The sequence below is a fragment of the Cellulosimicrobium sp. G4 BAM 1002 genome, assembly GCF_057126935.1.
The window spans coordinates 1177142-1201906 of record NZ_CP182109.1 but is presented as its reverse complement, the minus strand read 5'-3'; the positions used below and the strand labels follow the sequence as shown (position 1 = coordinate 1201906).

Sequence of the window (24765 nt, the reverse complement as noted above, 5' to 3'; positions counted from 1 at the left end):
GGAGGCCCTGAAGGCGCAGAGGTCACGGGACGAACTTAACCGCCTCCGCCGCCAGATCGAGAACCGGGGACGGGAACACACCGAGGACGAGCACGCCGAGGGCGCACACGGCGATCGCGACGGCGGTCGGTCCGGAGGAGCGGACGACCGTCACGCCGGTGCCCTCCGCGGCACCGGAGGCGCCACCAGGACCCGCGTCGTCAGCCGCCGGCGGCGTGAAGAACATGAGGACGATGATGCGGACGTAGAAGAACACCGCGACCGCGGAGGCCAGCACGCCGACGACGGCGAGCACCCACGTGGACCCCCCGCCCTGCCCGTCGGGGCCGGCGATCGCGGCGCCGAACGCGGTGAACTTCGCGATGAAGCCCGCGGTCAGCGGGATGCCCGCCATGGAGAGCAGGAAGAGCGAGAAGGCGCCCGCGAGCCACGGGCTACGACGCCCGAGCCCGGCCCACTGCGCGAGATGCGTGGCCTCACCGAGCACCGCGACCGGTTCCGGCCCGGGCGTTCCCGTCGGGTTGTCCGTGCCCGTGGCGTCGGTCCCGCCCGCCGGTGCGCCGTCCGCCGCCGAGACGGCTCCCGCGCCGACCGCGGCCGGTACCCGCTCGCGCGTCGGCGCGGTCTCGCGCACGAGCGTGACGACGGCGAAGGCGCCGACCGTGGCGAGCCCGTAGACGAGGAGGTAGAAGACCGTCGCGCGCAGGGAGAGCTGCGAGAACCCGAGGACGCCGACGAGGATGAACCCGGCGTGCGCGATCGACGAGTAGGCGAGGAGCCGCTTGACGTCGGTCTGCACCGCACCGACGACGGTCCCCACGACCATCGTGAGGAGCGTGACGATCCACAGGGCGACGAACAGGTCCTCGCGCGTCGGGGGTGAGGACTGCAGGAGCCCGAGGCTCGTGACGTACAGGACGCGCAGGAGCGCCCCGAAGGCCGCGGCCTTGGTGCACGCCGCCATGAACCCGGTGATCGGCGTCGGGGCGCCCTGGTAGACGTCGGGCGTCCACGCGTGGAACGGCGCGGCGCCGATCTTGAAGAGCAGACCGGCGAGGATCAGCAGCACGCCGACGACGACGAGGCCCGGCATCGTCGCGAGCGGCCCCTCGGGCGCGGCGAGCGCCTGGAAGACCACGGCCAGGTCGACGGAGCCGGCGAAGCCGTAGACGAGCGCGACCCCGAAGACGAACAGCGCCGACGCGAACGCGCCGAGCAGGAAGTACTTGAAGGACGCCTCCTGGGACAGCAGGCGCCGGCGCCGCGCCATCGCCGAGAGCACGTAGAGCGGCAGCGAGAGCACCTCGAGCGCGACGAACATCACGAGGAGGTTCCCGGTCGCGGGGAAGATCATCATGCCGCCCACGGCGAAGAGCACGAGCGGGTAGACCTCGGTCTGCTCGAGCCCCTTGCGCCGCGTGAGGTCCTCGTACGGTGATCCCGGCACGGCCGCCGCGGAGGGCGCGAAGGCGTCCTGACCGGTCGACGTCCTGTCGGCGATGACCAGGATCGCGAGGAACGCGAGGAGGACGACGATCCCCTGGACCGCGAGCCCGAAGGGGTCGATCACCATCGACCCGCCGAGCACGCGCACGCCGTAGGGCGAGCCGCCGACGCCCTGGACGACCGGGTCGCGCCACAGCACGACGACGAACGCGAACGCGACGGCGGTCGCGAGCAGGGCGAGGACGACCTGGGTCGTGCGCCGGACCCGTGCCGGGACGAACGCCTCGACGAGCACGCCGACGACGCCGGCCCCGAGCACGGCGAGGACCGGGGCGAGGTAGAGCCAGTCGACCGTGGGTGCCACGAAGGAGTCGCTCACGACTCGCTCCCTTCGTCGGTGGTGCGGGTGGCGAACGGGTCGGCGCTGGGCGGGTCCTCGACGCCGGCGGGCGCGAGGTCGGACAGCGTGACCTGTGCGGGCTCGCGCACGAGGTCGAGCGCGGGGGCCGGGTAGAAGCCGAGGACGACGAGCACCACGAGCAGCGGCGCGACGACCCACTTCTCGCGTGCCCCGAGGTCGGGGAGCTGCTCGAGGCCCTCGCGCGTGGAGCCGGTGAAGATCCGCTGGTACGTCAGCAGGACGTAGAGCGCGGCGAGGACGACGCCCAGCACGGCGACGAGCGCGGCCCACGGGCTGCGGGCGAAGGTCCCGACCAAGACCATGATCTCGCTGACGAACGTCGACAGGCCGGGCAGCGACAGCGCGGAGAGGCCCGCTACGAGGAACGTCCCCGCGAGGACCGGCACCACCTTCTGCAGACCGCCGTAGTCGGCGATGCGCTGCGAGCGCTCCGGGTGGCGGGCGATGAGGAAGCCCGCGAGGAGGAACAGCGCGCCGGTCGAGACGCCGTGGTTGACCATGTACAGCGACGACCCCGACACGCTGAGCGACGTGAACGCGAAGATCCCGAGCACGATGAACCCGAAGTGCGAGACCGAGGTGTAGGCGATGAGCCGCATGAGGTCGCTCTGCCCGATCGCCATGAGCGCGCCGTAGAGGATCGAGACGACGGCGAGCACGATCACCACCGGGGCCGCCCACGCGCTCGCACTCGGGAAGAGCGGGAGGCACAGCGTGAGCATCCCGAACGTCCCGACCTTGTCGAGCACGCCGACGAGCAGCGTGGACGTGCCGGCCGGGGCGTGCTGCGCGGCGTCGGGCAGCCAGGTGTGGACCGGGAACAGCGGAGCCTTGATCGCGAACGCGAGGAAGAAGCCGAGGAACAGCAGGCGCTCGGTGGTCACGGGCATCGGGTTCTCGGCGAAGTACCCCACGAGGTTCGCCGTGAGGAACGCGTCCTCGGGCCGGGCACCCGTCGTCGGGTCGATCGGCACCTGCACGTACAGCGCGATGACCGCCGCGAGCATGATGAGCCCGCCCGCGAGCGAGAAGAGCAGGAACTTCACGGCCGCGTAGCGCCGCCGTGCTCCCACCCCGAAGCCGCCGATCATGAAGTAGACCGGGATGAGCATCGCCTCGAACAGGACGTAGAAGAGGAACACGTCGCGCGCGACGAACACCGCGACCATGAACGCCTCGAGCAGCAGCACGAGCGCGAGGTAGTGGCGCAGGCGGCGCACGTCGCCGTCCTGCTCCTTCCACGCCGCGGCCACGACGAGCGGGACGAGGAGCACCGAGAGCGCGACGAGCGCGAGCGCGACGCCGTCGGCGCCGACGGCGTAGCTCGCCCCGATCTGCGGGATCCAGGAGTACGTCTCGGTGAGCTGGTGGGTACCGGCCGCGGACGTGTCGAACGCGGTGAACGCGCCGACGAGGAGCGCCAGCTCGACGAGTGCGGCGCCGATCGCGATGCCGCGCACCGCACGCAGCGCGCCCGCGCCGACGCCGCGGGTCCGCGCCGCACCCGTCAGCCAGACGGCGGCGGCGCCCACGAGGGGCCACGCGACGAGGAGGGTCAACCAGGGGACCGTGCTCATGACTCTCTCCCTCTCAGCTCGCGGTGCCGGTGGTCAGGGCCAGCACGACGGCCACGACGACCACGAGGCCGCCGAGCATCGTCGCGCCGTACGAGCGCACGTAGCCGTTCTGCCACCCGCGCAGCCACTCCCCCACGCGGCCGACCATCCCTGCGAGGCCCATCCAGCCGCCGTCGACCATCTCCTTGTCGGCGTAGACCAGGGACCGCGTGAGGTACTGGCCGGGCCGCATGAACACGGTCTCGTTGACGTCGTCCTGGTAGAGGTCGCGCCGGGCCGCGCGCGTGAGCACGGAGCCGCGCGGGGCGCGGATCGGGACGAGCGAGACGACGTACTGCCGCCACGCGAGCGCGACCCCGAGGAGCACCAGCACGAGCGTGAGCGTGATGAGCGACCACACCGGCAGCACCGGCTCGTGATGCTCGGCGTGCCCGGTGACGGGCTCGAGCCACGTGACGAACCGACCGCCCGCGTTGAGGACGAACCCCAGCCCCACCGACCCGACCGCGAGGATGATCATGGGCCACGTCATGAGGCCCGGGGACTCGTGCGGGTGGCGGACCGGGCCGTCCTGGGCGCCGAGGCCGTCCTCGCTGCCGTGCCCGTCGTTCCAGCGGCGCCGGCCGAGGAACGTCATGAAGAAAAGGCGCGACATGTAGAACGCGGTGATCCCCGCCCCGATGAGCGCGGCACCGCCGAACACCCAGGCGCGCCACGGCTCGCCGTCGACCGGCACGAACGCGGCCTCGATGATCTTGTCCTTGCTCCAGAACCCGGAGAACGGCGGGATGCCGAGGATCGCGAGCCAGCCCAGGCCGAACGTGATCGCGGTGACCTTCATGTACCGGGTGAGCCCGCCGAAGCGGCGCATGTCGACCTGGTCGTCCATGCCGTGCATGACCGAGCCCGCCCCGAGGAACATCCCGGCCTTGAAGAAGCCGTGGGTGACGAGGTGGAAGATCGCGAACGCGTACCCGATCGGGCCGAGGCCGGCCGCGAGGATCATGTACCCGATCTGGGACATCGTCGACGCGGCGAGCGCCTTCTTGATGTCGTCCTTCGCGCAGCCGACGATCGCTCCGAAGATCAGGGTCACCGCCCCGACGACCACCACCACGAGCTGAGCGGTGGGCGCGCCCTCGAAGATCGGCGCCGAGCGCACGACGAGGTAGACGCCCGCCGTGACCATGGTGGCGGCGTGGATCAGCGCCGAGACCGGCGTCGGGCCGGCCATGGCGTCCCCGAGCCACGCCTGGAGCGGGAACTGCGCCGACTTGCCGCACGCGGCCAGCAGGAGCGCGAGGCCGGTCGCGGTGAGCAGCGCGGTCGACGCCTCCGGCACGGCGGCGAAGACCGTCGTGAAGTCGACGGAGCCGAACGTCGCGAACATCAGCATGAGAGCGACGATGAGGCCGATGTCGCCCACGCGGTTCATGACGAACGCCTTCTTCGCCGCGACCGCGTAGTCGCGTCGGTGGTTCCAGAACCCGATGAGCAGGTACGACGCGAGGCCCACGCCCTCCCAGCCGACGAACAGCAGGAGGTAGGAGTCGGCGAGGACGAGGATCAGCATCGCCGCGACGAACAGGTTGAGGTACGCGAAGAACCGGCGCCGGTCGCGGTCGTGGGCCATGTAGGCGACCGCGTAGACGTGGATGAGCGTGCCGACGAACGTCACGAGCAGCACGAAGGTCATCGACAGCGGGTCGATGCGCAGCCCGACGGCGAGGTCGAGCCCGCCCGACACGATCCAGTCGAACAGGCGGTAGTCCACGACGCGCTCGTCGGCGGGCAGGCCCAGCATCGCGACGAACACGACGAGGCCCACGACGAAGGCCGCCGCGGACATCAGCACGCCGAACCACGCGCCCCACCGGTCGCTGCGGCGGCCCGCGAGGAGCAGCACCGCGGCGCCGAAGAGTGGCAGCAGGACGAGGAACGGCGCCGCGAGGAACGGCCCGGGCACGACCTCGCTCGCGGGCACGAGGTCGGTGGCGCCCGGCAGGACGGCCGCCAGGGCCGACGGCGCGGGCGAGGACAGGAGCATCGTCATCGGTGCCGGCCCCTCAGCTCTTGAGCAGGTTGACGTCGTCGACCGAGGCGGACCGACGGGTGCGGAAGATGGCGACGATGATCGCGAGACCGACGACGACCTCGGCGGCCGCGACGACCATGACGAAGAACGCGAGCACCTGCCCGGTCACGTCGCCGTGCATGCGCGCGAACGTGACGAACGCGAGGTTGGTCGCGTTGAGCATGAGCTCGACGCCCATGAACACGATGATCGCGTTGCGTCGCAGCAGGACGGTCGCGGCGCCGATCGCGAAGAGGATCGCGGCGAGCACGACGTAGTTGGTGAGCTCCATCAGTCGTCTCCTCCCCGGGTTCCGGGAGCGTCGCCGGGCACGCGGGACCGGCCGGGCTGGTCGGGTCCCGTGACGTCCCCGGCAGGCTCCTGGCCCGCCGGTTCCACCGGGACGGTCCGCTCGCTCGCGTCGCCGGCGCGGAGCGCGGGCAGCGCGCGCAGCGGCTCGTGCTCGACGAGCACCTCGCGCTCGGCCTCGAGGATCGTGCCGGCGGAGCGCTCCTGCCCGCGGATGCGCAGGATGCGCGACACGGACTCCTCGATCGGCCGGCCCTGCGGGTCGAGCGCCGGCGTGTCCATCGCGTTGTTCTGCGCGTAGACGCCCGGCGCGGCGAGGGGCGTGAGGCGCCCGCCCTGCTCCAGCGCCGCGACCTTCGCGTCGGCCTGCTCGCGCTGCCCCACCTTGGGCACGAGGCGACGCCGGTGCGTGAGCACGAGCGCCGACACCGCGGCGGTGATGAGCAGGATGCCCACGACCTCCATCGCGAACACGTAGTCGGCGAACAGCACGCGCGCGAGCGCCACGGGGTTCGTCGCCTCGTTGGCGGCGGTGAGACCGACCGCCGGCGGGAACGTCGCCTGCGACACCACCCCGACGAGCACGGCACCGAGGCCGAGGCCGAGCAGCACGCCGATCCAGCGCTGGCCGCGGATCGTCTCGACGAGCGAGTCCGACGCGTCGACGCCGACGAGCATGAGGACGAAGAGGAACAGCATCATGACCGCGCCCGTGTAGACCACGACCTGCACGACGCCGAGGAACGGGGCCTCCTGCGCGATGTAGATGATCGCGAGGTCGACCATGACGAACATGACGGCGATCGCCGCGTGCACAGCCTTGCGCGCGAAGAGCAGCGACAGGGCCGCGAGGACCATGAGAGGGGCGAGGACCCAGAACAGGACCGCCTCGCCGCCGCTCGCGGTCACCGGGTCACCTTCCGGGCCGTCGTGCGACCTGCGCGACCGGACGGCGTGACGCGCCGGACCTCCGGCGCCGGGCCCGCCGGCTCCGGCGGCAGGGTCGGCTCGTCCGGGCGGTGCTCGCGCAACCACGCCACCTGCTCGTCCGCCGGGCCGGTCACCTCGCCGCGGTAGTACTCGGTGTCCGACGTCCCCGGCACCATCGGGTGCGGCGCCGCGAGCATGCCCTCGCGGAGCGGGGCGAGAAGATCCTCCTTCTCCCAGATCATCCCCTCGCGCGTCGGGCCGGCGAGCTCGTACTCGTTCGTCATCGTCAGCGCGCGCGTGGGGCACGCCTCGATGCAGAGCCCGCAGAAGATGCAGCGCAGGTAGTTGATCTGGTAGACGCGGCCGTACCTCTCCCCGGGCGACATGTGGCCGCCGTCCGGCAGGTCGGCGTTGTCGGCGCCCTCGACGTAGATCGCGTCCGCAGGGCAGGCCCACGCGCACAGCTCGCAGCCGATGCACTTCTCGAGCCCGTCCGCGTACCGGTTGAGCTGGTGCCGGCCGTGGTAGCGCGGCTTGGTCGCCACCTTCTGGCGCGGGTACTGCTCGGTCACCGTCGGCCGGAACATCGACGAGAACGTCACGCCGAAGCCCGCCACGGGGGCGAGCGCCTCGCGCAGCCCCTTCGCCTGGGGGCGCCGGACGGTGTACTCGCCCGACTCCGACGGTCCGCCCGGTCGCTGCTTCTGGTCGTCAGCCACGGTCGACCTCCTTGTCGTGAAGCGGGGTGGCGGCGGAGCCGCCGGGTGAGCCGGGCGTCCCGGCCGGGCGCGCGTCGTCGGGCACGAGGGCACGACGGCGCGGCGACGGCGGGAGCGACTGGCCGGGCAGCGGCGGGACGGGGAACCCGCCCGCGAACGCGTCGAACGGCTCGGTGCCCGCGCGCCCACGGGCGCCCGGTGCCCCGGGGGAACCCGGGGGCACCTTCTTCTCGGGCCAGAACCACACGACGACCACGACGACCAGCGCCAGCGCGACCGCGATCCCGACGAAGACGCGCAGGTCGACGTCGAGGAACTGGCGCACGGCCTGGGCCACGGCGAGGAGCACGAGCCACGCGAGCGCGAACGGGATGAGGACCTTCCAGCCGAACCGCATGAACTGGTCGTATCGCAGGCGCAGGAGCGTGCCGCGGACCCAGACGAACAGGAACATGAAGGCCCACGTCTTGGCGAGGAACCAGAGGATCGGCCACCAGCCCTCGTTGAACATGCCGTCGTTGATCGCCGAGAGCGGCCAGGGGGCGCGCCACCCGCCGAGGAACAGCGTCGTCGCGACGGCGGAGACGTTGAGCATGTTGATGTACTCCGCGAGGAAGAACCACGCGAACTTCATCGACGAGTACTCGGTCATGTACCCCGACACGAGCTCGCCCTCGGCCTCGGGGAGGTCGAACGGGAGGCGGTTCGTCTCGCCGATCATCGAGATGACGTAGATGACGAACGCCGGCAGGAGCGGCAGGAACCACCAGAGCTGAGTCTGCGAGCTCACGATGGTGGACGTCGACATCGACCCCGCCATGATGAACACCGACACGAGCGACAGGCCCATCGCGAGCTCGTAGCTGATGACCTGGGCCGTCGAGCGCACGGACCCGAGCAGCGGGTACGTCGACCCCGACGACCAGCCGCCGAGCACGATCCCGTACACGCCCAGGGAGGCGCACGCGAGGATGTAGAGCACGGCCACCGGGAAGTCCGTGAGCTGGGCCGGGGTGACGAAGTCCGTGAACGGGATCTGCACCTCGGGGCCGAACGGGATGACCGCGAACACGAGCAGCGCGCAGAAGACGGAGATCATCGGCGCGAGCAGGTAGACGAACTTGTCCGCGGCCTTGACCGTGATGTCCTCCTTGAGCAGGAGCTTCATCGCGTCGGCGAGGGACTGCAGCAGGCCGAACGGGCCGTGCCAGTTCGGCCCGGGCCGCACCTGCATGCGCGCGACGACCTTGCGCTCGAACCAGATCGCGACGAGCACGCTCGTGAGCAGGAAGACGATGATGAGCACGGCCTTGACGAGGTACGTCCAGCCGTTGTCCTGCGAGAAGTTCGCGACGATCCCCGGGACTCCCGGGGTCTCGGCAGCGAGTGCGTGGACCACGCCGACCGTGCTCATGCGCCCTCCCCTCCGTCGGTGCTCCCGGGCTCGAGCGTCACGACGTCGCCCGGCACCGCGCCGAGCGTCGCGTGCACGGACGAGCCGGCGGAGCGCAGCGGCACCCACACCACGTGGTCGACCATGTCGGTGACGACGACCGGGAGCGTGATCGCGCCGCGGTCGGTCGCGACCCGGACGAGCTCGCCGTCGAACACGTCGACGGCGGCCGCGGTCACGGCGGACATGCGCGCGACCGGCCGCTTGGCCGTGCCCGCGAGGTAGCGCTCGCCGTCCTGGCCGCGCGCGTCGTCGAGCAGGAGGCGCCAGCTCGCGAGGACGGCCGTCCCCGGTGCGACGGCGGGCGGCTCGGTCGTCACGGCGTCCGGAGCCGGTGCGCGCTCGCCGTCCCACGCCGCGTCGCCCAGGAGCTGGGCGAGCTCGGCGCGCACTGCGTCCACGGTGCCGAGACCGAGCGTCACGCCCGCCGCGTCGGCGAGCGCGTCGAGCACCCGGTGGTCGGTCATGGCCGTCGACGCGAGCGCCGCGGGGAACGGGCGCACGCGCCCCTCCCAGCTCACGTACGCACCCTCGCGCTCGACGGGCGGCGCGACCGGCAGCACGACGTCCGCCAGCTCGGTCACCGCGGAGCGCCGCACCTCGAGCGAGACGACGACGTCCGCCGCCTCGAGCGCGCGCCGTGCGTGGACGGGGTCGGGAAGGTCGTCGAGCTCGAGGCCGCCGACGAGCACGCCCGAGAGCTGTCCGACGGACAGGGCGTCCAGCATCTCGCCCGTGTCGCGGCCGGCCGTCGCCGGCAGGCCGGTCGGGTGGTCGTCCGAGGCGGGCACGCCCCAGACCGTGGCGACGTCGACGCGCGCCGCGGCGTCCGCAGCGGGGCGCCCGCCCGGCAGGAGGCCCGGCAGCGTGCCGGCCTCGACTCCGCCGCGCTCGCCCGCGCGGCGCGGGACCCACGCCACGCGCGCGCCCGTCGCGGCCGCGACCCGCAGGACCGCGCTCAGCCCGCCGCGCGTCGCGGCGAGCCGCTCCCCCACGAGGAGCACCGCGCCAGGCGACCGCAGCGCGTCGCTCGCGTCCGCGAGGACGTCCGTGCCGCTCGCCTCGTCGAGCGTGCGCTCGCGGTCCCCCGCCGCGATGCCCTCGAGCCACTCGGCCTCGGTGCCCGGCGCCGCCGGAAGGAGCGTGCCGTGGAGGCGCTCGAGCCCGCGCGACGCGAACGGTGCGATGCCGAACACCCGCACGCCGTGCTGCAGCACGCCCTTGCGCAGCCGCAGGAAGACGACGCCCGCCTCCTCCTCGGCCTCCAGGCCGACGAGGAGCACCGCAGGGGCCTTCTCGAGGTCGGTGAACGTCACGCCCACTCCCGTCCCGGCGACGGCGTGCGCGAGGAAGTCCGACTCCTCGGCGCTGTGCACGCGCGCGCGGTGGTCCACGTCGTTCGTGCGCAGCCACGTCCGCGCGAGCTTGGCGTAGGCGTACGCGTCCTCGACCGTGAGACGCCCACCCGGGAGCACACCGACGCCGCCGGCGTCGCGAGCCCTCGTGAGCGCGTCCGCCGCGACCTCGAGCGCCTCGGCCCACGACGCGGGGCGCAGCTCGCCGCGCGTGACCGTGCCGTCCGGCCCGACCTCGCGGTCGCGGACCAGCGGGTGCGTGAGGCGGTCCGGCGCGGACTGCCACGTGAACGCGAAGCGGTCCTTGTCGGTGATCCACTCCTCGTTGACGAGCGGGTCGTCGCCCGCGAGACGCCGCAGCACGACGCCGCGCCGGTGGTCGACGCGGATCGCCGACCCCGACGAGTCGTGCTCGGCCACCGACGGCGTCGAGACGAGGTCGAACGGGCGCGAGCGGAACCGGTACGCCGCGCCCGTGAGAGCGCCGACCGGGCAGATCTGCACGGTGTTGCCCGAGAAGTACGACGCGAACGGCAGTCCGGACTCGTCCTCGAGCGCGAGGCCCACCGGCCGGTCGCCCGGCTCCTGACCCGCCGGGGGCGCCCAGTCGAGCACCGCCTCGTCGAACCGGCCGATCTGCTGCGCGGCGCCGCGCTTCTGCAGGTCGATGAACGCGTCGCCCGCGATCTCCTTCGAGAACCGCGTGCAGCGCTGGCACAGGACGCAGCGCTCGCGGTCGAGCAGGATCTCGGTCGAGACGCTGATCGGCTTGGGGAACGTGCGCTTGACGTCGACGAACCGCGTCGTCGCGCGGCCGTTGCTCATCGCCTGGTTCTGCAGCGGGCACTCCCCGCCCTTGTCGCACACCGGGCAGTCGAGCGGGTGGTTGATGAGCAGCAGCTCCATGATGCCGTGCTGCGCCTTGTCCGCGACGGCGCTCGTGCGCTGGGTCTTGACCACCATCCCGGGCGTCGCCTCGAGCGTGCACGACGCCTGCGGCTTCGGCATGGGCCGTACGTTGCCCTCGCGGTCCGGCGTCGCGACCTCGACGAGGCACTGGCGGCACGCGCCCGCCGGGGCGAGCAGGGGGTGGTCGCAGAACCGCGGGATCTGGATGCCGATCTGCTCCGCCGCGCGGATCACGAGCGTGCCCTTGGGCACCGACATCTCGATGTCGTCGATCGTGAACGTCACGTGGTCGGCGGGCACGGGCGGCTTCGCCTGGCCGCCCGACGGCGCGGCGGGCGCGGTGCCGGTCCCGGCGCCCGGCGCGGGGGTCGTCGTCGTCATCAGTGAACTCCTGCCGTGAGGACGCGCGCTGCGCGGGGCGTGTAGTCGAACAGCGCCGCGGCAGACGGGTCGAACGGGCACCCGTGCCCGGTGATGTGCGCCTCGTACTCGTCGCGGAACAGCTCGATGCTGCTCGTCACGGGCGACGTCGCGCCGTCGCCGAGCGCGCAGAACGCGCGGCCGAGGATGTTGTCGCACGTGTCGAGCAGCAGGTCGAGGTCGGCCTCGGTGCCCTGGCCCGCCTCGATGCGCGCCAGGACCTGCTTCATCCAGTACGTGCCCTCGCGGCACGGCGTGCACTTGCCGCACGACTCGTGCGCGTAGAAGTCCGTCCACCGGCTCACCGCGCGCACGACGCACGTGGTCTCGTCGAAGAGCTGCAGCGCGCGCGTGCCGAGCATCGACCCCGCCGCCGCCACCGACTCGTAGTCGAGCGGGGTGTCGAGGTGCGCGTCGGTGAACAGCGGCGTCGACGAGCCGCCCGGCGTCCAGAACTTCAGCGCCTTGCCGCCGCGCATCCCGCCGGCCAGGTCGAGCAGCTCGCGCAGCGTCGTGCCGAGCGGCGCCTCGTACTGGCCCGGCCGCGTCACGTGGCCCGACAGCGAGAACAGCCCGAAGCCCGCCGAGCGCTCGGTCCCCATCGACGTGAACCAGTCGGCGCCGCGCTCGACGATCGACGGGACGCTCGCGATCGACTCGACGTTGTTGACGACCGTCGGCCGCGCGTACAGGCCGGCGACCGCGGGGAACGGGGGCTTGAGCCGCGGCTGGCCGCGCAGGCCCTCGAGCGAGTCCAGCAGCGCCGTCTCCTCGCCGCAGATGTACGCGCCCGCGCCCGCGTGGACCGTGACGTCGAGGTCGAATCCCGACCCCTGGACGTCCTTGCCCAGGAAGCCCGCCTCGTACGCCTCCTCGACCGCGCGCAGCAGGCGCCGGTACACGTGGAGCACCTCGCCGCGCACGTAGATGAACGCGTGGTCGCACCCGATCGCGTACGACGTGATCGCCACGCCCTCCACGAGCGCCTGCGGGCTCGCCATCATGAGCGGGATGTCCTTGCACGTGCCCGGCTCGGACTCGTCGGCGTTGACGACGAGGTAGCGCGGGCCGCCGTCCGGCGGCGGCAGGAAGCCCCACTTCATGCCCGTGGGGAACCCCGCGCCGCCACGTCCGCGCAGGCCCGAGGCCTTGACCGTCGCGACGACGTCGGCCGGGTCCTGCGCGAGCGCCGCCCGCAGCCCGGCGTAGCCGCCGCCGTCGAGGTACGCCTGCAGCGTCCACGACCGGTCCGCGTCCCACGTGCTCGACAGCACGGGGGTCAGCGGGTCGGGTCGCGTGCCGTCCTGCTCGCTCATGCGTCCGCTCCCTTCGACGGGTCGGGCTGGGTACCGGGCGTGCCGGGCTTGCCGCCCGGGTCGACGTCGGCCTCGGTCGTGGGTTGGCGCTCGGCGCTCGACTGCTCTTCCCCCGTGTCCGGCTCGCCTCCGGCGGGGGCGGCGGCCTCCCCCGCCTCTGCGTCCGTCTCACCTGCCGAGGTGCCAGGGGCGGTCCAGCCGTGCTCGCGGGCGATGCGGAGGCCGGCGAGGGTGGGCTCGCCCGCGCCGACGCCCTCGTCGGCGCGGCCGTCGGAGAAGCCGGCGAGGACGCGGCTCATCTGCTTGAAGGTGCACACGCTCGCGGCGCCGCGCGTCGGGGCGACCTGCTCGCCCGCGCGGAGGCGGTCGACGACGTCGGTCGCCGAGCCGGGCGTCTGGTTGTCGAAGAACTCCCAGTTGACCATCATGACCGGCGCGTAGTCGCAGGCCGCGTTGCACTCGACCCGCTCGAGCGTGATCGCGCCGTCGGCGGTCGTCTCGTCGTGGCCGACGCCGAGGTGCTCGGACAGCTCGTCGAAGATCGCGTCGCCGCCCATGATCGCGCACAGCGTGTTCGTGCAGACGCCCACGGTGTAGGTGCCGTTCGGGTGGCGCTTGTACTGCGTGTAGAAGGTCGCGACGGCGGAGACCTCCGCCGCGGTGAGGTCGAGCTGTTCCGCGCAGAACAGGATGCCGTGGCGCGAGACGTACCCGTCCTCCGACTGCACGAGGTGCAGCATCGGCAGGAGCGCCGAGCGCGCCTGCGGGTAGCGCGCGACGATCTGCGCGGCGTCGGCCGCGAGGCGCGCGTACGTCTCGGCGTCGTAGCCCGGTCGCGAGCGCGGGCCGCCCGCGGGCGAGCCGTTCGTCGCAGGTCCGGCGTCGATCGTCATCGGTCCACCCCTCCCAGCACCGGGTCCAGGGACGCCACCGCGACGACGACGTCGGCCACCTGGCCGCCCTCGCACATCGCGGCCACGGCCTGCAGGTTGTTGAACGACGGGTCGCGGAAGTGCGCCCGGTAGGGGCGCGTGCCGCCGTCGGACACGAGGTGCACCCCGAGCTCGCCGCGCGGGTGCTCCACGGTCTGCCACGCCTGCCCGACGGGGACGCGGAAGCCCTCGGTGACGAGCTTGAAGTGGTGGATCAGGGCCTCCATCGAGGTGCCCATGATCTCCTTGATGTGCTCGAGCGAGTTGCCCTGGCCGTCGCTGCCGAGCGCGAGCTGCGCGGGCCACGCGATCTTGCGGTCGCCCACCATGACCGGCTGGCCGGCCGTCGCCTCGAGCCGTTCCAGGCACTGGTCGACGATGTGCAGCGACTGGTAGCACTCCTCGAGCCGCAGGACGACGCGGTCGTAGCAGTCGGCGCCCTCGGCGGTCGGGACGTCGAAGTCGTACGTCTCGTAGCCGCAGTACGGGTCGGACTTGCGCACGTCGTACGGCAGGCCGGTCGAGCGCAGCACCGGCCCCGTGATCCCGAGCGCCATGCACCCGGCGAGGTTGAGGTGCCCGACGCCGACGAGCCGGCCCTTGAAGATCGGGTTGGCGAGCATGAGGTCGCCGAGCTGGCCGAGGTAGCGGCGGATCATCGGCTCGGCGCTGCGCACCTGCTCGACGAGGTCGGGCGGCACGTCCTGCGCCACCCCGCCCGGCCGGACGTAGGCGTGGTTCATGCGTAGGCCCGTGACGGCCTCGAAGATCCGCAGGATCTCCTCGCGCGCCGTGAACGCGACCGTCATGACCGTCGTGGCGCCCATCTCGTTGCCACCGGTCCCGAGGCACACGAGGTGTGAGGCGATGCGGTTGAGCTCCATCATCAGCACCCGGATGACGCTCGCCCGCTCGGGGACGTCGTCCGTGATGCCGAGGAGCTTCTCGACCGCGAGGCAGTACGCCGTCTCCTGGAACAGGGGCGCGAGGTAGTCCATGCGGGTGCAGAACGTGACGCCCTGCGTCCACGTCCGGAACTCCATGTTCTTCTCGATGCCCGTGTGGAGGTAGCCGATGCCGCACCGCGCCTCGGTGACCGTCTCGCCGTCGATCTCGAGCATGAGCCGGAGCACGCCGTGCGTCGACGGGTGCTGCGGTCCCATGTTGACGACGATCCGCTCCTCGCCGAGGGCGGCGGCGGCCACCGCGCTCTGCGCGATGTCCTCCCAGTCGCCGCCCGACGCCTCGAAGCTCGGCACGCCGGGCTCGAAGTCCCCGACGGGGGGACGGGTCGCACGTGGCGACCCCTGTGCTGCGGACGTGCTCACGAGTACGACCTCCTCGTGTCGGGCGGGGGCACGGTCGCGCCCTTGTACTCGACGGGGATCCCGCCGAGGGGGTAGTCCTTGCGCTGCGGGTGGCCCGGCCAGTCGTCGGGCATCTCGATGCGCGCGAGCGCCGGGTGGCCGTCGAAGACGATGCCGAAGAAGTCCCACGTCTCGCGCTCGTGCCAGTCGTTCGTCGGGTAGACCGACGTCGTCGAGGGGACGTGCGGATCGGCGTCCGGGACCGAGACCTCGACGCGCAGACGACGGCCGTGCGTGACCGACGTGAGGTGGTAGACGGCGTGCAGCTCGCGGCCGACGTCGTGCGGGAAGTGCACGCCGCTCACGCCGAGGCTCAGCTCGAAGCGCAGGTCCTGGTCGTCGCGCAGCGCGCGGCACACGTCGAGCAGGTGGTCGCGGTGGACGTGGAGCGTCAGCTCGGCGTGCCTGCCGGGCGGGTCGACGACGACGCGCTCGACCGCGGCGTCGAACCCGACCCCCGCCTCGGCGAGCACCTCGGCGAGGACGTCCACGACGTCGTCGAACCAGCCGCCGTAGGGGCGGGGGCTCGCGCCCGGCATCGCGACCGGCTGGACGAGCCCGCCGTAGCCCGACGTGTCGCCCGAGCCCTCCGCGCCGAACATGCCCTGGCGCACCTCGACGACCTCGAGCGTGCGGGGCGCCCGCGCGCCGCTCACGAGGTCGCCCGACCGGGGGCCGTTCACCTCCTCGGGCTGCGGCACCGGCGTGCCGGCACCGGTCTTCTCGTCCGTCACCGCAGCAGCCCCTTCATCTGGAACGTGGGCGTCGCCTCGAGTGCGGCCGCCTCGGCGGCGCGCGCCGCCTCCTTGCGGTTCACGCCGAGCGGCTCGTGCTGGATCTGGTCGTGCAGCGCGAGGATCGCGTTGATGAGCATCTCGGGGCGCGGCGGGCAGCCGGGCAGGTAGATGTCCACCGGGACGATGTGGTCGACGCCCTGGACGATCGCGTAGTTGTTGAACATGCCGCCGCTCGACGCGCACACGCCCATCGACAGCACCCACTTGGGCTCGCTCATCTGGTCGTAGACCTGGCGCACGACGGGCGCCATCTTCTGGCTGACGCGACCGGCGACGATCATGAGGTCCGCCTGGCGCGGCGACGCGCGGAAGACCTCCATGCCGAAGCGCGACAGGTCGAAGCGGGACGCGCCCGCCGCCATCATCTCGATCGCGCAGCACGCGAGCCCGAACGTCACCGGCCACAAGGAGGCCTTGCGGAGGTAGCCCGCGAGGTCCTCGATCGTGGTCAGCAAGAAGCCCGAGGGAGCTTCCTCGATCCCCATGGTGTTCTCCTAGCCCTTCGTGCGGTCGTGCCGCGGACAGGTGTGCAGGTGCGCGCTCGGTCCCGTGCTCAGTCCCACTCGAGACCACCCCGACGCCACTCGTAGACAAAAGGCACGGTGATGAGCGCGAGGAACGCGAGCATCGCGACGAGGCCGAAGGTCGCGAGCGTCGCGAAGTCGACCGCCCACGGGTAGAGGAAGACGACCTCGATGTCGAAGACGATGAACGTCATCGCGACGAGGTAGTACTTGATCGGGAAGCGCCCGCCGCCGACGGCGTGGGGCGTGGGCTCGATGCCGCACTCGTAGGCGTCGAGCTTGGCGCGGTTGTAGCGCTTGGGGCCGATGACCGCGCTCGCGGCCACGCCGCCGAGAGCCAGCACGGCGGCCACTCCCATGAGGACGAGCAGCGGGACGTAGGGGTTGGTCATCGTCGACTCCTCGGGCTCGGGCTCCCCGGACGACGGCGTCCGGGTTCACGGTCAGGTGGTGCGAGCGGCGGCATCGTTGCCATCCCCGGTGCCGGCCCACCTCGGCTGTTCATGACGATGGCACCACCCTCGTCAGCCCCGCGATGACCCGGTCGACCCAGTCGCCGCCGCGGGGCTCGTAGCAGTCGGACAACAGCTTGAGGACGAACCGCATGACGACCGGGCGCGGGAGCCCGTAGCGCGTGCAGATCCGCATGATCTCGGGGTGCTCGATGAGCCGGACGAAGTACCGGCCGAGCGTGTAGTAGCCGCCGAGCTCGCGGCGCATGACCTTGGGGTAGGTCTGCAGCGCGCGCTCGCGACCCGCGTCCGTGGCACGGGCGCGCGACTGCGCGACGACGTCGGCCGCCGTGCGGGCGGCCTGCATCGCGTACGCGATGCCCTCGCCGTTGAACGGGCTCACCATGCCGCCCGAGTCCCCGACGAGCACGACGCCGCGCGTGTACAGCGGCGTCCGGTTGAACCCCATCGGCAGCGCGGCGCCGCGCACGGGGCCGAGCTGGTTCTCCTCCGTGAACTCCCACTCGGCGGGCGCGTTGCGCATCCACGTGGCGAAGAGGGCCTTGTAGTCGGTGTTCGCCGCCGACTGCTTGGCCGGCGTCGAGCTGACCGCGCCGAGCCCGACGTTCGCCGTCCCGTCGCCGAGCGCGAAGATCCAGCCGTAACCGGGCAGCAGCGCCGAGCGGTTCGGCTCGCCCTCCCAGAGCTCGAGGTGCGACTCCATCCACGGGTCGTCGTGCCGCGGTGTGCGGAAGTACGTGCGGACCGCGACGCCGATCGGGCGGTCCTCACGCCGGGCGAGACCGAGGGCGAGCGCGAACCGCGACGAGACGCCGTCGGCCGCGATCACGACGGGCGCGCGGTACGTGACCTCGTCCCCCGCGCGGCGACCCTTGTCGTCGACGGGCCGGGCGGTGACGCCGACGACGCGGCCCGTCCGCTCGTCGAGGAGCGGGCCCGTGACGGCGGTGCGCTCGAGGAGCTTGGCACCCGTGCGCACGGCGTGCTCCGCGAGCGTGCGGTCGAACGAGTGCCGCGCCCGGGCCATGCCGTAGCTCGGGTACGACGCGAGGTCGGGCCAGGCCAGCTCCCACGAGCGTCCGCTCGCGACGACCCGCAGGCCCTCGTTGCGGATCCAGCCGTCCTCGGCGCGCGTCGGGACGCCCATGCGGACGAGCTCGGCCACGGCGCGCGGCGTCAGTCCGTCGCCGCAGATCTTGTCGCGCGGGAACGCCGACTTCTCGAGGAGCAGGACGCTGAGCCCGGCCGCGGCGCAGTAGTGGGCCGCCGTCGACCCCGCGGGGCCGGCGCCCACGACGATGACGTCCGCGTCGTCGCTGCTGCCACGCACGTCCTCACCTCGCCGTCCGGTCGTCGGAGCACTCTCGAAGCTCGCACCCACCGTGACCCGGGCCGGGGCACGGTGCACCCAGGCCCCTTGTGAAGTCGGTCACAATGGACAACCGTCACTCTAGTCACTCGTGGCGCGCGATGTGTAGCAAGGTGAACCTTCCTTGGAGATCCTGTGACGGAGGTCCCGGGCGCGCGGGCGTGACGTCCGAGGTCAGAGGGCCCTTCGAGGCGGCCCTCGACCTCTCCGGGCCGTACGGCAGGATGACGGCGTGACCGCCACCGCGCCGCACGTCCTCGCCGTCGCGTCGAGCCCGGACCACGGCTTCAGCAAGCACACCGCGCCCGCGGTCCGGGTCGTCGCGGGCCACGGCGTCGTCGGCGACACCCACGCAGGCACCACCGTCCAGCACCGCAGCCGGGTCCGCGCCGACCCGACGCAGCCCAACCTGCGCCAGGTCCACCTCGTCCACGCCGAGCTGTTCGACGAGCTCGCCGAGGCCGGCTTCGACGTCGCGCCGGGCGACCTCGGCGAGAACGTCACGACCCGCGGCATCGACCTGCTCGGTCTGCCCCGCGGCACGCGTCTCGCGATCGGGCCGGACGTCGTCCTCGAGGTCACGGGGCTGCGCAACCCGTGCCAGCAGATCAACGACTTCCGGCCGGGCCTGCTCAAGCAGGTCGCCGTGCCCGACGGCGCGGGCGGCCTGGTCCGCAAGGCCGGGATCATGACCGTGGTCGAGCGAGGCGGCACCATCACGGCGGGCGACGCAGTCGTCGCGACCCTTCCCGACGAGCCGCACACGCCGCTCGCACCCGTCTGATCAGCGCGCACGACCGACCCCACCGATGAGAGGGTGTCCGCGTGGAGAACTCTGCGGGAGCGCAGGCGGACGGCACGGAACCGGTGAGCGGCGCGAAGGAGCGCGCGCGCCGATGGCCACGACGCCTGCTCACCGTGCTCGCCGCGATCGTCGCCGCCGTCCTCGTGCTCGTCCTGGCGGTCGTCGTCGCGTTCCAGGTGAGCTACTGGCCGACGACGCTCCTGCTGCGGTACTCCCCCGACGTCAACGGTACGGCCGCGCTCGACGCGCTCGCGGAGCACGTGCCCGAGGGCGTCACGGGCGTCGAGGACGAGCAGTACCGGGACGGGGACCCCGACGGGCGGCTCGACGTGTTCTGGGGGGAGGACGTCGCCGGGGCGCAGCCCACCATCGTCTGGGTCCATGGCGGCGCGTTCGTCGCCGGCACGAAGGACGGTGCGGCCTCCTACCTGAAGATCCTCGCCTCGCACGGGTACACGACCGTCAACGTCGAGTACTCGAAGGCGCCCGAGGCGACGTACCCGATCCCTGTGGAACAGGTCGCAGCCGCGATCGAGCACGTCGTCGACGACGCCGAGCGTCTGCACGTCGACCCCGACCAGATCGTCATCGCGGGGGACTCCGCGGGCGCGCACATCGCCGCGCAGACGGCGCTGGCCGTCTCCGACGACGACTACGCGCGCGCCGCCGGGCTGCCCCAGCCGATCGGCAGCGACCAGCTCGTCGGGGCGATCCTCGCGTGCGGTCCTTACGACCTGACCCTCCCCGACTACTCCGACGGCTTCGCCGGGCGGGTGCAGCGCGACATCCTCTGGGCCTACACCGGCGTGAAGGACTTCGAGGACGACCCGCACGTCGCGTACGCCTCGATCCCGCAGAACGTGACGTCGTCGTTCCCGCCCACGTTCATCACCGCGGGGAACGGCGACCCGCTCGAACCGCACTCGCACGTGCTCGCGGAGGCGCTGGAGGCGCAGGGCGTCGAGGTGGATCCGCTGTTCTTCCCGGCCGGCCGGGAGCCCGCGGTGCCCCACGAGTACCAGTTCGACCTCGACGACGAGCCGGGCCCGGAGGCGCTGGGCCGCATCCTCGCCTTCCTGGACGAGCGCACCGCGGCGCCCTGACCGCAGGGCTATGCGGGGCGCACGCCCCGGTGCAGCGCGACGATCCCGCCGGAGAGGTTGCGGTACGCGACCTTCTCCCAGCCCGCCCGCAGCAGGAGGCGCCCGAGGCCCTGCTGGTCCGGCCACGCTGCGATGGACTCGGCGAGGTACTGGTAGGACCCGCCCTCGCGCGTCACGGCGGCGGCGATGCGGGGCAGCGCCTGGACGAGGTACTCCTGGTAGAGCGTGCGGAACGGGGCCCAGGTCGGCGTGGAGAACTCGCAGATCACGACGCGGCCTCCCGGCCGCACGACGCGCAGCATCTCGCGCAGCGCGCCCTCGGTGTCGACGACGTTGCGCAGCCCGAACGAGATCGTCACCGCGTCGAACGTCTCGTCCGCGAACGGCAGGTGCGTCGCGTCGCCCGCGACGAACGGCAGGTCCGGGCGACGCTCCTTACCGACCTGGAGCATGCCGAAGGAGAAGTCGCACGGGACGACGCGCACGCCGTCGTCGGCGAACGGCTCGGACGACGTGCCGGTCCCGGCCGCGAGGTCGAGCACCTTCTCCCCCGGCAGCGCGCCGACCGCGCGGACCGTCGCCCGGCGCCAGGACCGGTCCTGGCCGAACGACATGATGTCGTTCGTCAGGTCGTAGCGGGCGGCGATCCCGTCGAACATCGACGCGACCTCGGCGGGCTTCTTGTCCAGGCTGGCGCGGGGCATGCGCCCATGCTTCCACGTCCACGGCGCGTGAGCGGTACCACGGTCACCGCCCGTCGCCTGCGCAAGGCGCACCGCTACGAGCGGCTTACGCTGGGAGGCGATGACTGCAGAACCGTCGGCCCCGGCCGCCCAGCCCCACCCTCTGGTCGTGCGGACCACGCAGCTCCCCGACCTGCCCGGCGGCCTCGACGCCCTGGTCGACCTCATGCCCGACGCGCGTCCGCTCGCCTGGGTGCGCCGCGGCGACGGGATCGTGGGCTGGGGCGAGGCGCTGCGGCTCGAGACCTGGGGGCCTGGCCGGTTCGCCGACGCCGAGGCGGCGTGGCACGAGACGCTCGCGCGCGCCGTCGTGCGCGACGAGGTCGGGCTGCCGGGCACGGGGCCCGTCGCCTTCGGGTCGTTCGCGTTCGACGACTCCGCGGCCGGCGACGACGCGCACGAGCCCGTGCGCGCGGGCGGTGTGCTCGTCGTCCCGCGCGTCGTGGTGGGCCGTCGTGACGGGCGCACGTGGCTCACGACGGTCGACACCGCCGGGTCGCTCTCGTCCGCCCCTGCCGCGGCTCTGGCCCGAACGCCGCGCACGCCCGTCACGGCTCCGGGCGCGGTCACCTGGCGCGACGGCGCGCTGCGTGCGGACGACTGGGCCGCCGTCGTCGCCGAGGGGGTGGAGCGCATCCGCTCGGGCGCGCTGGAGAAGGTCGTCCTGGCGCGCGACGTCGTCGCGCACACGAGCGAGCCGGTCGACCCGCGCTGGCTCCTCGCACGGCTCGCCGTCGCGTACGAGGCGTGCTGGACGTTCTCCGTCGACGGCCTGGTGGGCGCGACCCCCGAGCTCCTCGTCCGCAGCGAGAAGGGCCTGGTGACCTCGCGCGTGCTCGCAGGCACGATCCGCCGCGCCGGGCTGTCCGACGACGACGCGCTCCTCAGGGCCGCGCAGCTCGCCCGCTCCTCGAAGGACCTCGAGGAGCACGAGTACGCGGTGCGGTCCGTGGCCCACGCGCTCGAGCCGTTCTGCTCGTCCATGAACGTCCCCGACGCACCGTTCGTGCTGCACCTGCCGAACGTCATGCACCTCGCCTCGGACGTCACCGCGGTCCTCGCCCGTGGCGCGAGCGCTCCGGGCGCGTCGGGCGGCACCTCGACCAGCACCGCGGTCGGCCCGACGAGCCTCGCCCTCGCCGCCGCGCTCCACCCGTCGGCGGCCGTGTGCGGGACCCCGACGAGCGTCGCGCGCGAGCTGATCCGCGAGATCGAGGGCATGGACCGCGGCCGCTACGCCGGCCCTGTCGGTTGGCTCGGCGCCGACGGCGACGGCGAGTGGGGCATCGCGCTGCGCTCCGCCGAGCTCTCCGAGACCGACCCCCGCACCGTGCGCCTCTTCGCCGGGTGCGGGATCGTCGCCGCCTCCGACCCCGCCGCCGAGGTCGCGGAGTCCGAGGCGAAGCTCGAGCCCATGCGGTTCGCGCTGGGTTCCTAGGAAGACCGCCGGACGGGCGCACGGCACCGCCGCGACCTGTGGACCGCTCCCCGGACGAGGCTGTCACCAGGCACGACGGCGCTGCTACGTTCGCGAGGTGTCCCACACCACGCGCCCTCACGACCCCCGCCCCACCGACCCGTCCGGCGTGCTCGTGCGCCGCGCGACGGTCGCCGACCGCGACGCGGTGTGGCCGCTCGTGCGGGAGCTGCCCCGCCACGACCCGGAGCGAGAGGCGTTCGACCGGTCGTTCGGGCCGCTGCTCGCGGCGCTCGACACGTACTTCGCGGTCGCCGAGCTGCCGGAGCACGGCGTCGTCGGGTACCTGCTCGCCAACCGGCACCTGACCTTCGCGTCGAGCGGCGTCGTCTGCCGGGTGGAGGAGGTCGCGGTCGCGCCGGCGCACCGCCGCCGCGGGGTCGGTCGCGCACTGCTGGAGAGCGCCGAGGCCTGGGCGGTCGAGGTGCGCGCGCGCCGCGTGGGGCTCGCGACAGGGCTGTCCAAGGAGTTCTACGTCGCCGGGGGATACGTCGAGACGGCGGGCTTCTTCACCAAGCCTCTCGTCGTGCCCGTCGAGGCGGCTCTCGAGGCGTAGTACGACGACGGCCCGGCCTGCACGGAACGTGTCCGTGCCGGCCGGGCCGGTGGCGCCGGTGGGCCGAACGTCAGCCCTGGCCGCCGAAGAACCAGTCGAACGGGTTCGGGACGTTGCCCGGGTCGGTCGGGTCGCTCTCCCCGCCCTGCTGGCCCTGCTGGCCCTCCTGACCGGGGAGCTGCGGCTGCTCGCCCTGGCCCGGGAGCTGACCGCCCTCGGAGCCCTCGGAGCCGCTGCCCGTCGTCTCGTCGTCGGCGGGTCGCGTCGCGAGCGTGATGTCGAGCTCGAGCGTCTTGCCGTCGCGCACGACGGTCAGGGTCGACTCCGCACCCGCCGCCCGCTCACGGACGAACGCCGTGAGGGACTCGGCGCCGCCGACGGCGTCGCCGTCGATCGCGACCACGACGTCACCGGACTCGACGCCCGCCTCGGCCGCGGGCGAGCCCTCGGTGACCTCCTGGACCTGCGCGCCGCGGCGCGTGACGCCGTCGGCGGTCGCGGTCGCGTCGGTGAGGGTCACGCCGAGGAACGCGTGCTCCGCGGTGCCGTTCTCGATGAGCTGCTGGCCGATCGTCTTCGCGAGGTTCACGGGGATCGCGAACCCGAGTCCGATCGAACCGGACTGCGTGCCGCCGCTCGACAGGGTCGCGATCGACGACGTGATGCCGATGACACGGCCCTGCGCGTCGAACAGCGGGCCACCGGAGTTGCCGGGGTTGATGGCGGCGTCGATCTGGATCGCGTTGGTCACCACGGACGTGCCGCCGCCCTCTCCGGACGCGGAGACCGGGCGGTCCACGGCCGAGACGATGCCCGTCGTCGCCGTGTTCGCCAGCCCGAGCGGATTGCCGACCGCGAGCACCGACTCGCCGACCGTCACGTCGTCGGAGTCGCCCAGCGTCGCGGGCTGCAGGTCGTCCGGCGCGTCGACGATCTGCACGACGGCGAGGTCGGTCGCCGGGTCGAGCCCGACGATCTTCGCCTCGAAGAGGCGGCCGTCGCTCAGGGTGACCTGCACGGTGTCGTTCTCCGCGCCGGCGACCACGTGGTTGTTCGTCACGACGTGGCCCTGGTCGTCGATGATGACGCCCGAGCCCTCGCCGCCGCCCTGCTGCGTCTGCACCTGGATGGCGACGACCGAGGGAGCGACGGCCTGCGTGACCGACTCCCAGTTCGGGTTCTGGGACGACGAGTCCGAGACGGGCGCCGTCGTCGCCTCCTGCTGCTGGCCGACGTCGGCGAGCGTGGAGCCGTCCTGGCCGTCGGCGTCGAGCGCGCCCGTGAGGCCGGCCGTGCCGACGCTCGCGAGGATCGCCGCGGCGGCTGCCGCGCTCACGACCGGGACCCAGGTCCGGCGGCGCCTGTCGGCCGGCGCGGCGCCCTCGCCCTGCGCGGGCGGGGCCGGCGGCGCGGGCGGCGGGCCGAAGGTGCCCGACGGCGTGTGGGCGGCGGCTGCGGCCGGCGCGCCCTGGGCGGGGCGCGCGTAGGGGTTGGGCATCGGCGTCGCGGCGGGGGCACCCGTCGGGGCCTGCGGCGGCGCGACGTGCTGGACGTGCTGCGGCGCGGCGAGCGGCTGCGTCGGCTGCGCCTGCGGGTGCTCGGCGGCGGCCGGCGTGCTCGGGATGCGCTCGGTGTCGGGGGTGTTCGTCATGGTGGGCCTCCTCGTTTCTGCCCCCTACTTCACACCACG

21 protein-coding genes are annotated in these 24765 nt (G+C 72.9%); 4 read left to right on the top strand and 17 right to left on the bottom strand.

The genetic code is table 11. The annotated features are described in order from the left end of the window. Positions 1 to 22: 22 nt before the first annotated feature. The 15 genes from nuoN to ACMXGY_RS05365 form a co-directional block, all read right to left on the bottom strand. Positions 23 to 1825 carry an NADH-quinone oxidoreductase subunit NuoN gene (nuoN, locus tag ACMXGY_RS05435; protein ID WP_483775862.1) on the bottom strand — a complete coding sequence of 601 codons (1803 nt, stop codon included), beginning with the start codon at positions 1823 to 1825 and terminating at the stop codon, positions 23 to 25. Next, entirely contained in the window at positions 1822 to 3444 is a 1623-nt protein-coding gene (locus ACMXGY_RS05430; RefSeq protein WP_483775861.1) for an NADH-quinone oxidoreductase subunit M, read from the bottom strand. Before ACMXGY_RS05430 ends, nuoN begins: the two co-directional genes overlap by 4 nt. 13 nt (positions 3445 to 3457) lie before the next feature. Continuing rightward, positions 3458 to 5497 (bottom strand): NADH-quinone oxidoreductase subunit L, encoded by a 2040-nt coding sequence (gene nuoL, locus ACMXGY_RS05425; RefSeq protein ID WP_483775860.1) that lies wholly within the window; start codon positions 5495 to 5497, stop codon positions 3458 to 3460. Positions 5498 to 5510: 13 nt separating this feature from the next. Beyond that, entirely contained in the window at positions 5511 to 5810 is a 300-nt protein-coding gene (gene nuoK / locus ACMXGY_RS05420; protein ID WP_483775859.1) for an NADH-quinone oxidoreductase subunit NuoK, read from the bottom strand. Then, complete coding sequence (locus ACMXGY_RS05415) at positions 5810 to 6685, bottom strand: NADH-quinone oxidoreductase subunit J (RefSeq protein WP_483776793.1); 876 nt, start codon at positions 6683 to 6685, stop codon at positions 5810 to 5812. The genes nuoK and ACMXGY_RS05415 overlap by 1 nt, the downstream gene beginning before the upstream one ends. Positions 6686 to 6732: 47 nt before the next feature. Next, positions 6733 to 7476 carry an NADH-quinone oxidoreductase subunit NuoI gene (gene nuoI / locus ACMXGY_RS05410; protein WP_483775858.1) on the bottom strand — a complete coding sequence of 248 codons (744 nt, stop codon included), beginning with the start codon at positions 7474 to 7476 and terminating at the stop codon, positions 6733 to 6735. After that, positions 7469 to 8890 (bottom strand): NADH-quinone oxidoreductase subunit NuoH, encoded by a 1422-nt coding sequence (nuoH, locus tag ACMXGY_RS05405; protein ID WP_483775857.1) that lies wholly within the window; start codon positions 8888 to 8890, stop codon positions 7469 to 7471. The genes nuoI and nuoH overlap by 8 nt, the downstream gene beginning before the upstream one ends. Continuing rightward, positions 8887 to 11574: an NADH-quinone oxidoreductase subunit G gene (locus ACMXGY_RS05400; protein ID WP_483775856.1), complete on the bottom strand. Its 2688-nt coding sequence runs from the start codon at positions 11572 to 11574 to the stop codon at positions 8887 to 8889. Before ACMXGY_RS05400 ends, nuoH begins: the two co-directional genes overlap by 4 nt. Next, complete coding sequence (gene nuoF, locus ACMXGY_RS05395; RefSeq protein ID WP_483775855.1) at positions 11574 to 12929, bottom strand: NADH-quinone oxidoreductase subunit NuoF; 1356 nt, start codon at positions 12927 to 12929, stop codon at positions 11574 to 11576. Before nuoF ends, ACMXGY_RS05400 begins: the two co-directional genes overlap by 1 nt. Further along, on the bottom strand, positions 12926 to 13822 hold the full coding sequence (gene nuoE / locus ACMXGY_RS05390; RefSeq protein ID WP_483775854.1) for an NADH-quinone oxidoreductase subunit NuoE: 897 nt from the start codon (positions 13820 to 13822) through the stop codon (positions 12926 to 12928). Before nuoE ends, nuoF begins: the two co-directional genes overlap by 4 nt. Then, complete coding sequence (locus tag ACMXGY_RS05385) at positions 13819 to 15189, bottom strand: NADH-quinone oxidoreductase subunit D (protein WP_483775853.1); 1371 nt, start codon at positions 15187 to 15189, stop codon at positions 13819 to 13821. Before ACMXGY_RS05385 ends, nuoE begins: the two co-directional genes overlap by 4 nt. Continuing rightward, the gene (locus ACMXGY_RS05380) at positions 15186 to 15911 is read right to left on the bottom strand and encodes an NADH-quinone oxidoreductase subunit C (protein ID WP_483776792.1); all 726 of its coding nucleotides are present in this window, start codon (positions 15909 to 15911) and stop codon (positions 15186 to 15188) included. The genes ACMXGY_RS05385 and ACMXGY_RS05380 overlap by 4 nt, the downstream gene beginning before the upstream one ends. A gap of 47 nt (positions 15912 to 15958) precedes the next feature. Continuing rightward, entirely contained in the window at positions 15959 to 16510 is a 552-nt protein-coding gene (locus ACMXGY_RS05375; protein WP_047234408.1) for a NuoB/complex I 20 kDa subunit family protein, read from the bottom strand. Positions 16511 to 16578: 68 nt separating this feature from the next. Further along, on the bottom strand, positions 16579 to 16941 hold the full coding sequence (locus ACMXGY_RS05370) for an NADH-quinone oxidoreductase subunit A (protein ID WP_021481795.1): 363 nt from the start codon (positions 16939 to 16941) through the stop codon (positions 16579 to 16581). 109 nt (positions 16942 to 17050) lie between these two features. Beyond that, positions 17051 to 18352, bottom strand: a complete 1302-nt coding sequence (locus tag ACMXGY_RS05365) for a geranylgeranyl reductase family protein (RefSeq protein ID WP_483775852.1) — start codon at positions 18350 to 18352, stop codon at positions 17051 to 17053. A 271-nt stretch (positions 18353 to 18623) separates the two neighbouring features. Between ACMXGY_RS05365 and ACMXGY_RS05360 the strand changes: the two genes are divergently transcribed. Further along, positions 18624 to 19175 (top strand): MOSC domain-containing protein, encoded by a 552-nt coding sequence (locus ACMXGY_RS05360; RefSeq protein ID WP_483775851.1) that lies wholly within the window; start codon positions 18624 to 18626, stop codon positions 19173 to 19175. A gap of 41 nt (positions 19176 to 19216) precedes the next feature. Next, entirely contained in the window at positions 19217 to 20299 is a 1083-nt protein-coding gene (locus ACMXGY_RS05355) for an alpha/beta hydrolase (RefSeq protein WP_483775850.1), read from the top strand. 8 nt (positions 20300 to 20307) lie between these two features. Here ACMXGY_RS05355 and ACMXGY_RS05350 read toward each other — a convergent pair whose 3' ends face one another. Further along, positions 20308 to 21003: a demethylmenaquinone methyltransferase gene (locus ACMXGY_RS05350; RefSeq protein WP_483775849.1), complete on the bottom strand. Its 696-nt coding sequence runs from the start codon at positions 21001 to 21003 to the stop codon at positions 20308 to 20310. Positions 21004 to 21103: 100 nt separating this feature from the next. Between ACMXGY_RS05350 and ACMXGY_RS05345 the strand changes: the two genes are divergently transcribed. Beyond that, positions 21104 to 22480 (top strand): isochorismate synthase, encoded by a 1377-nt coding sequence (locus ACMXGY_RS05345; RefSeq protein WP_483775848.1) that lies wholly within the window; start codon positions 21104 to 21106, stop codon positions 22478 to 22480. Positions 22481 to 22577: 97 nt separating this feature from the next. After that, entirely contained in the window at positions 22578 to 23075 is a 498-nt protein-coding gene (locus tag ACMXGY_RS05340; RefSeq protein ID WP_483775847.1) for an N-acetyltransferase family protein, read from the top strand. Between the two features lie 70 nt (positions 23076 to 23145). Here ACMXGY_RS05340 and ACMXGY_RS05335 read toward each other — a convergent pair whose 3' ends face one another. After that, positions 23146 to 24726 (bottom strand): S1C family serine protease, encoded by a 1581-nt coding sequence (locus ACMXGY_RS05335; RefSeq protein WP_483775846.1) that lies wholly within the window; start codon positions 24724 to 24726, stop codon positions 23146 to 23148. Positions 24727 to 24765: the final 39 nt, after the last annotated feature.

Coding starts and splice junctions, on each gene's coding strand:
- ACMXGY_RS05370 (WP_021481795.1), bottom strand. CDS start 16,941: ATGACCAACCCCTACGTCCCGCTGCTCGTCCTCATGGGAGTGGCCGCC.
- ACMXGY_RS05345 (WP_483775848.1), top strand. CDS start 21,104: ATGACTGCAGAACCGTCGGCCCCGGCCGCCCAGCCCCACCCTCTGGTC.
- ACMXGY_RS05430 (WP_483775861.1), bottom strand. CDS start 3,444: ATGAGCACGGTCCCCTGGTTGACCCTCCTCGTCGCGTGGCCCCTCGTG.
- ACMXGY_RS05350 (WP_483775849.1), bottom strand. CDS start 21,003: ATGCCCCGCGCCAGCCTGGACAAGAAGCCCGCCGAGGTCGCGTCGATG.
- ACMXGY_RS05400 (WP_483775856.1), bottom strand. CDS start 11,574: ATGACGACGACGACCCCCGCGCCGGGCGCCGGGACCGGCACCGCGCCC.
- ACMXGY_RS05335 (WP_483775846.1), bottom strand. CDS start 24,726: ATGACGAACACCCCCGACACCGAGCGCATCCCGAGCACGCCGGCCGCC.
- nuoF (WP_483775855.1), bottom strand. CDS start 12,929: ATGAGCGAGCAGGACGGCACGCGACCCGACCCGCTGACCCCCGTGCTG.
- nuoE (WP_483775854.1), bottom strand. CDS start 13,822: ATGACGATCGACGCCGGACCTGCGACGAACGGCTCGCCCGCGGGCGGC.
- nuoK (WP_483775859.1), bottom strand. CDS start 5,810: ATGGAGCTCACCAACTACGTCGTGCTCGCCGCGATCCTCTTCGCGATC.
- nuoL (WP_483775860.1), bottom strand. CDS start 5,497: ATGACGATGCTCCTGTCCTCGCCCGCGCCGTCGGCCCTGGCGGCCGTC.
- nuoH (WP_483775857.1), bottom strand. CDS start 8,890: ATGAGCACGGTCGGCGTGGTCCACGCACTCGCTGCCGAGACCCCGGGA.
- ACMXGY_RS05375 (WP_047234408.1), bottom strand. CDS start 16,510: ATGGGGATCGAGGAAGCTCCCTCGGGCTTCTTGCTGACCACGATCGAG.
- ACMXGY_RS05415 (WP_483776793.1), bottom strand. CDS start 6,685: ATGGTCCTCGCGGCCCTGTCGCTGCTCTTCGCGCGCAAGGCTGTGCAC.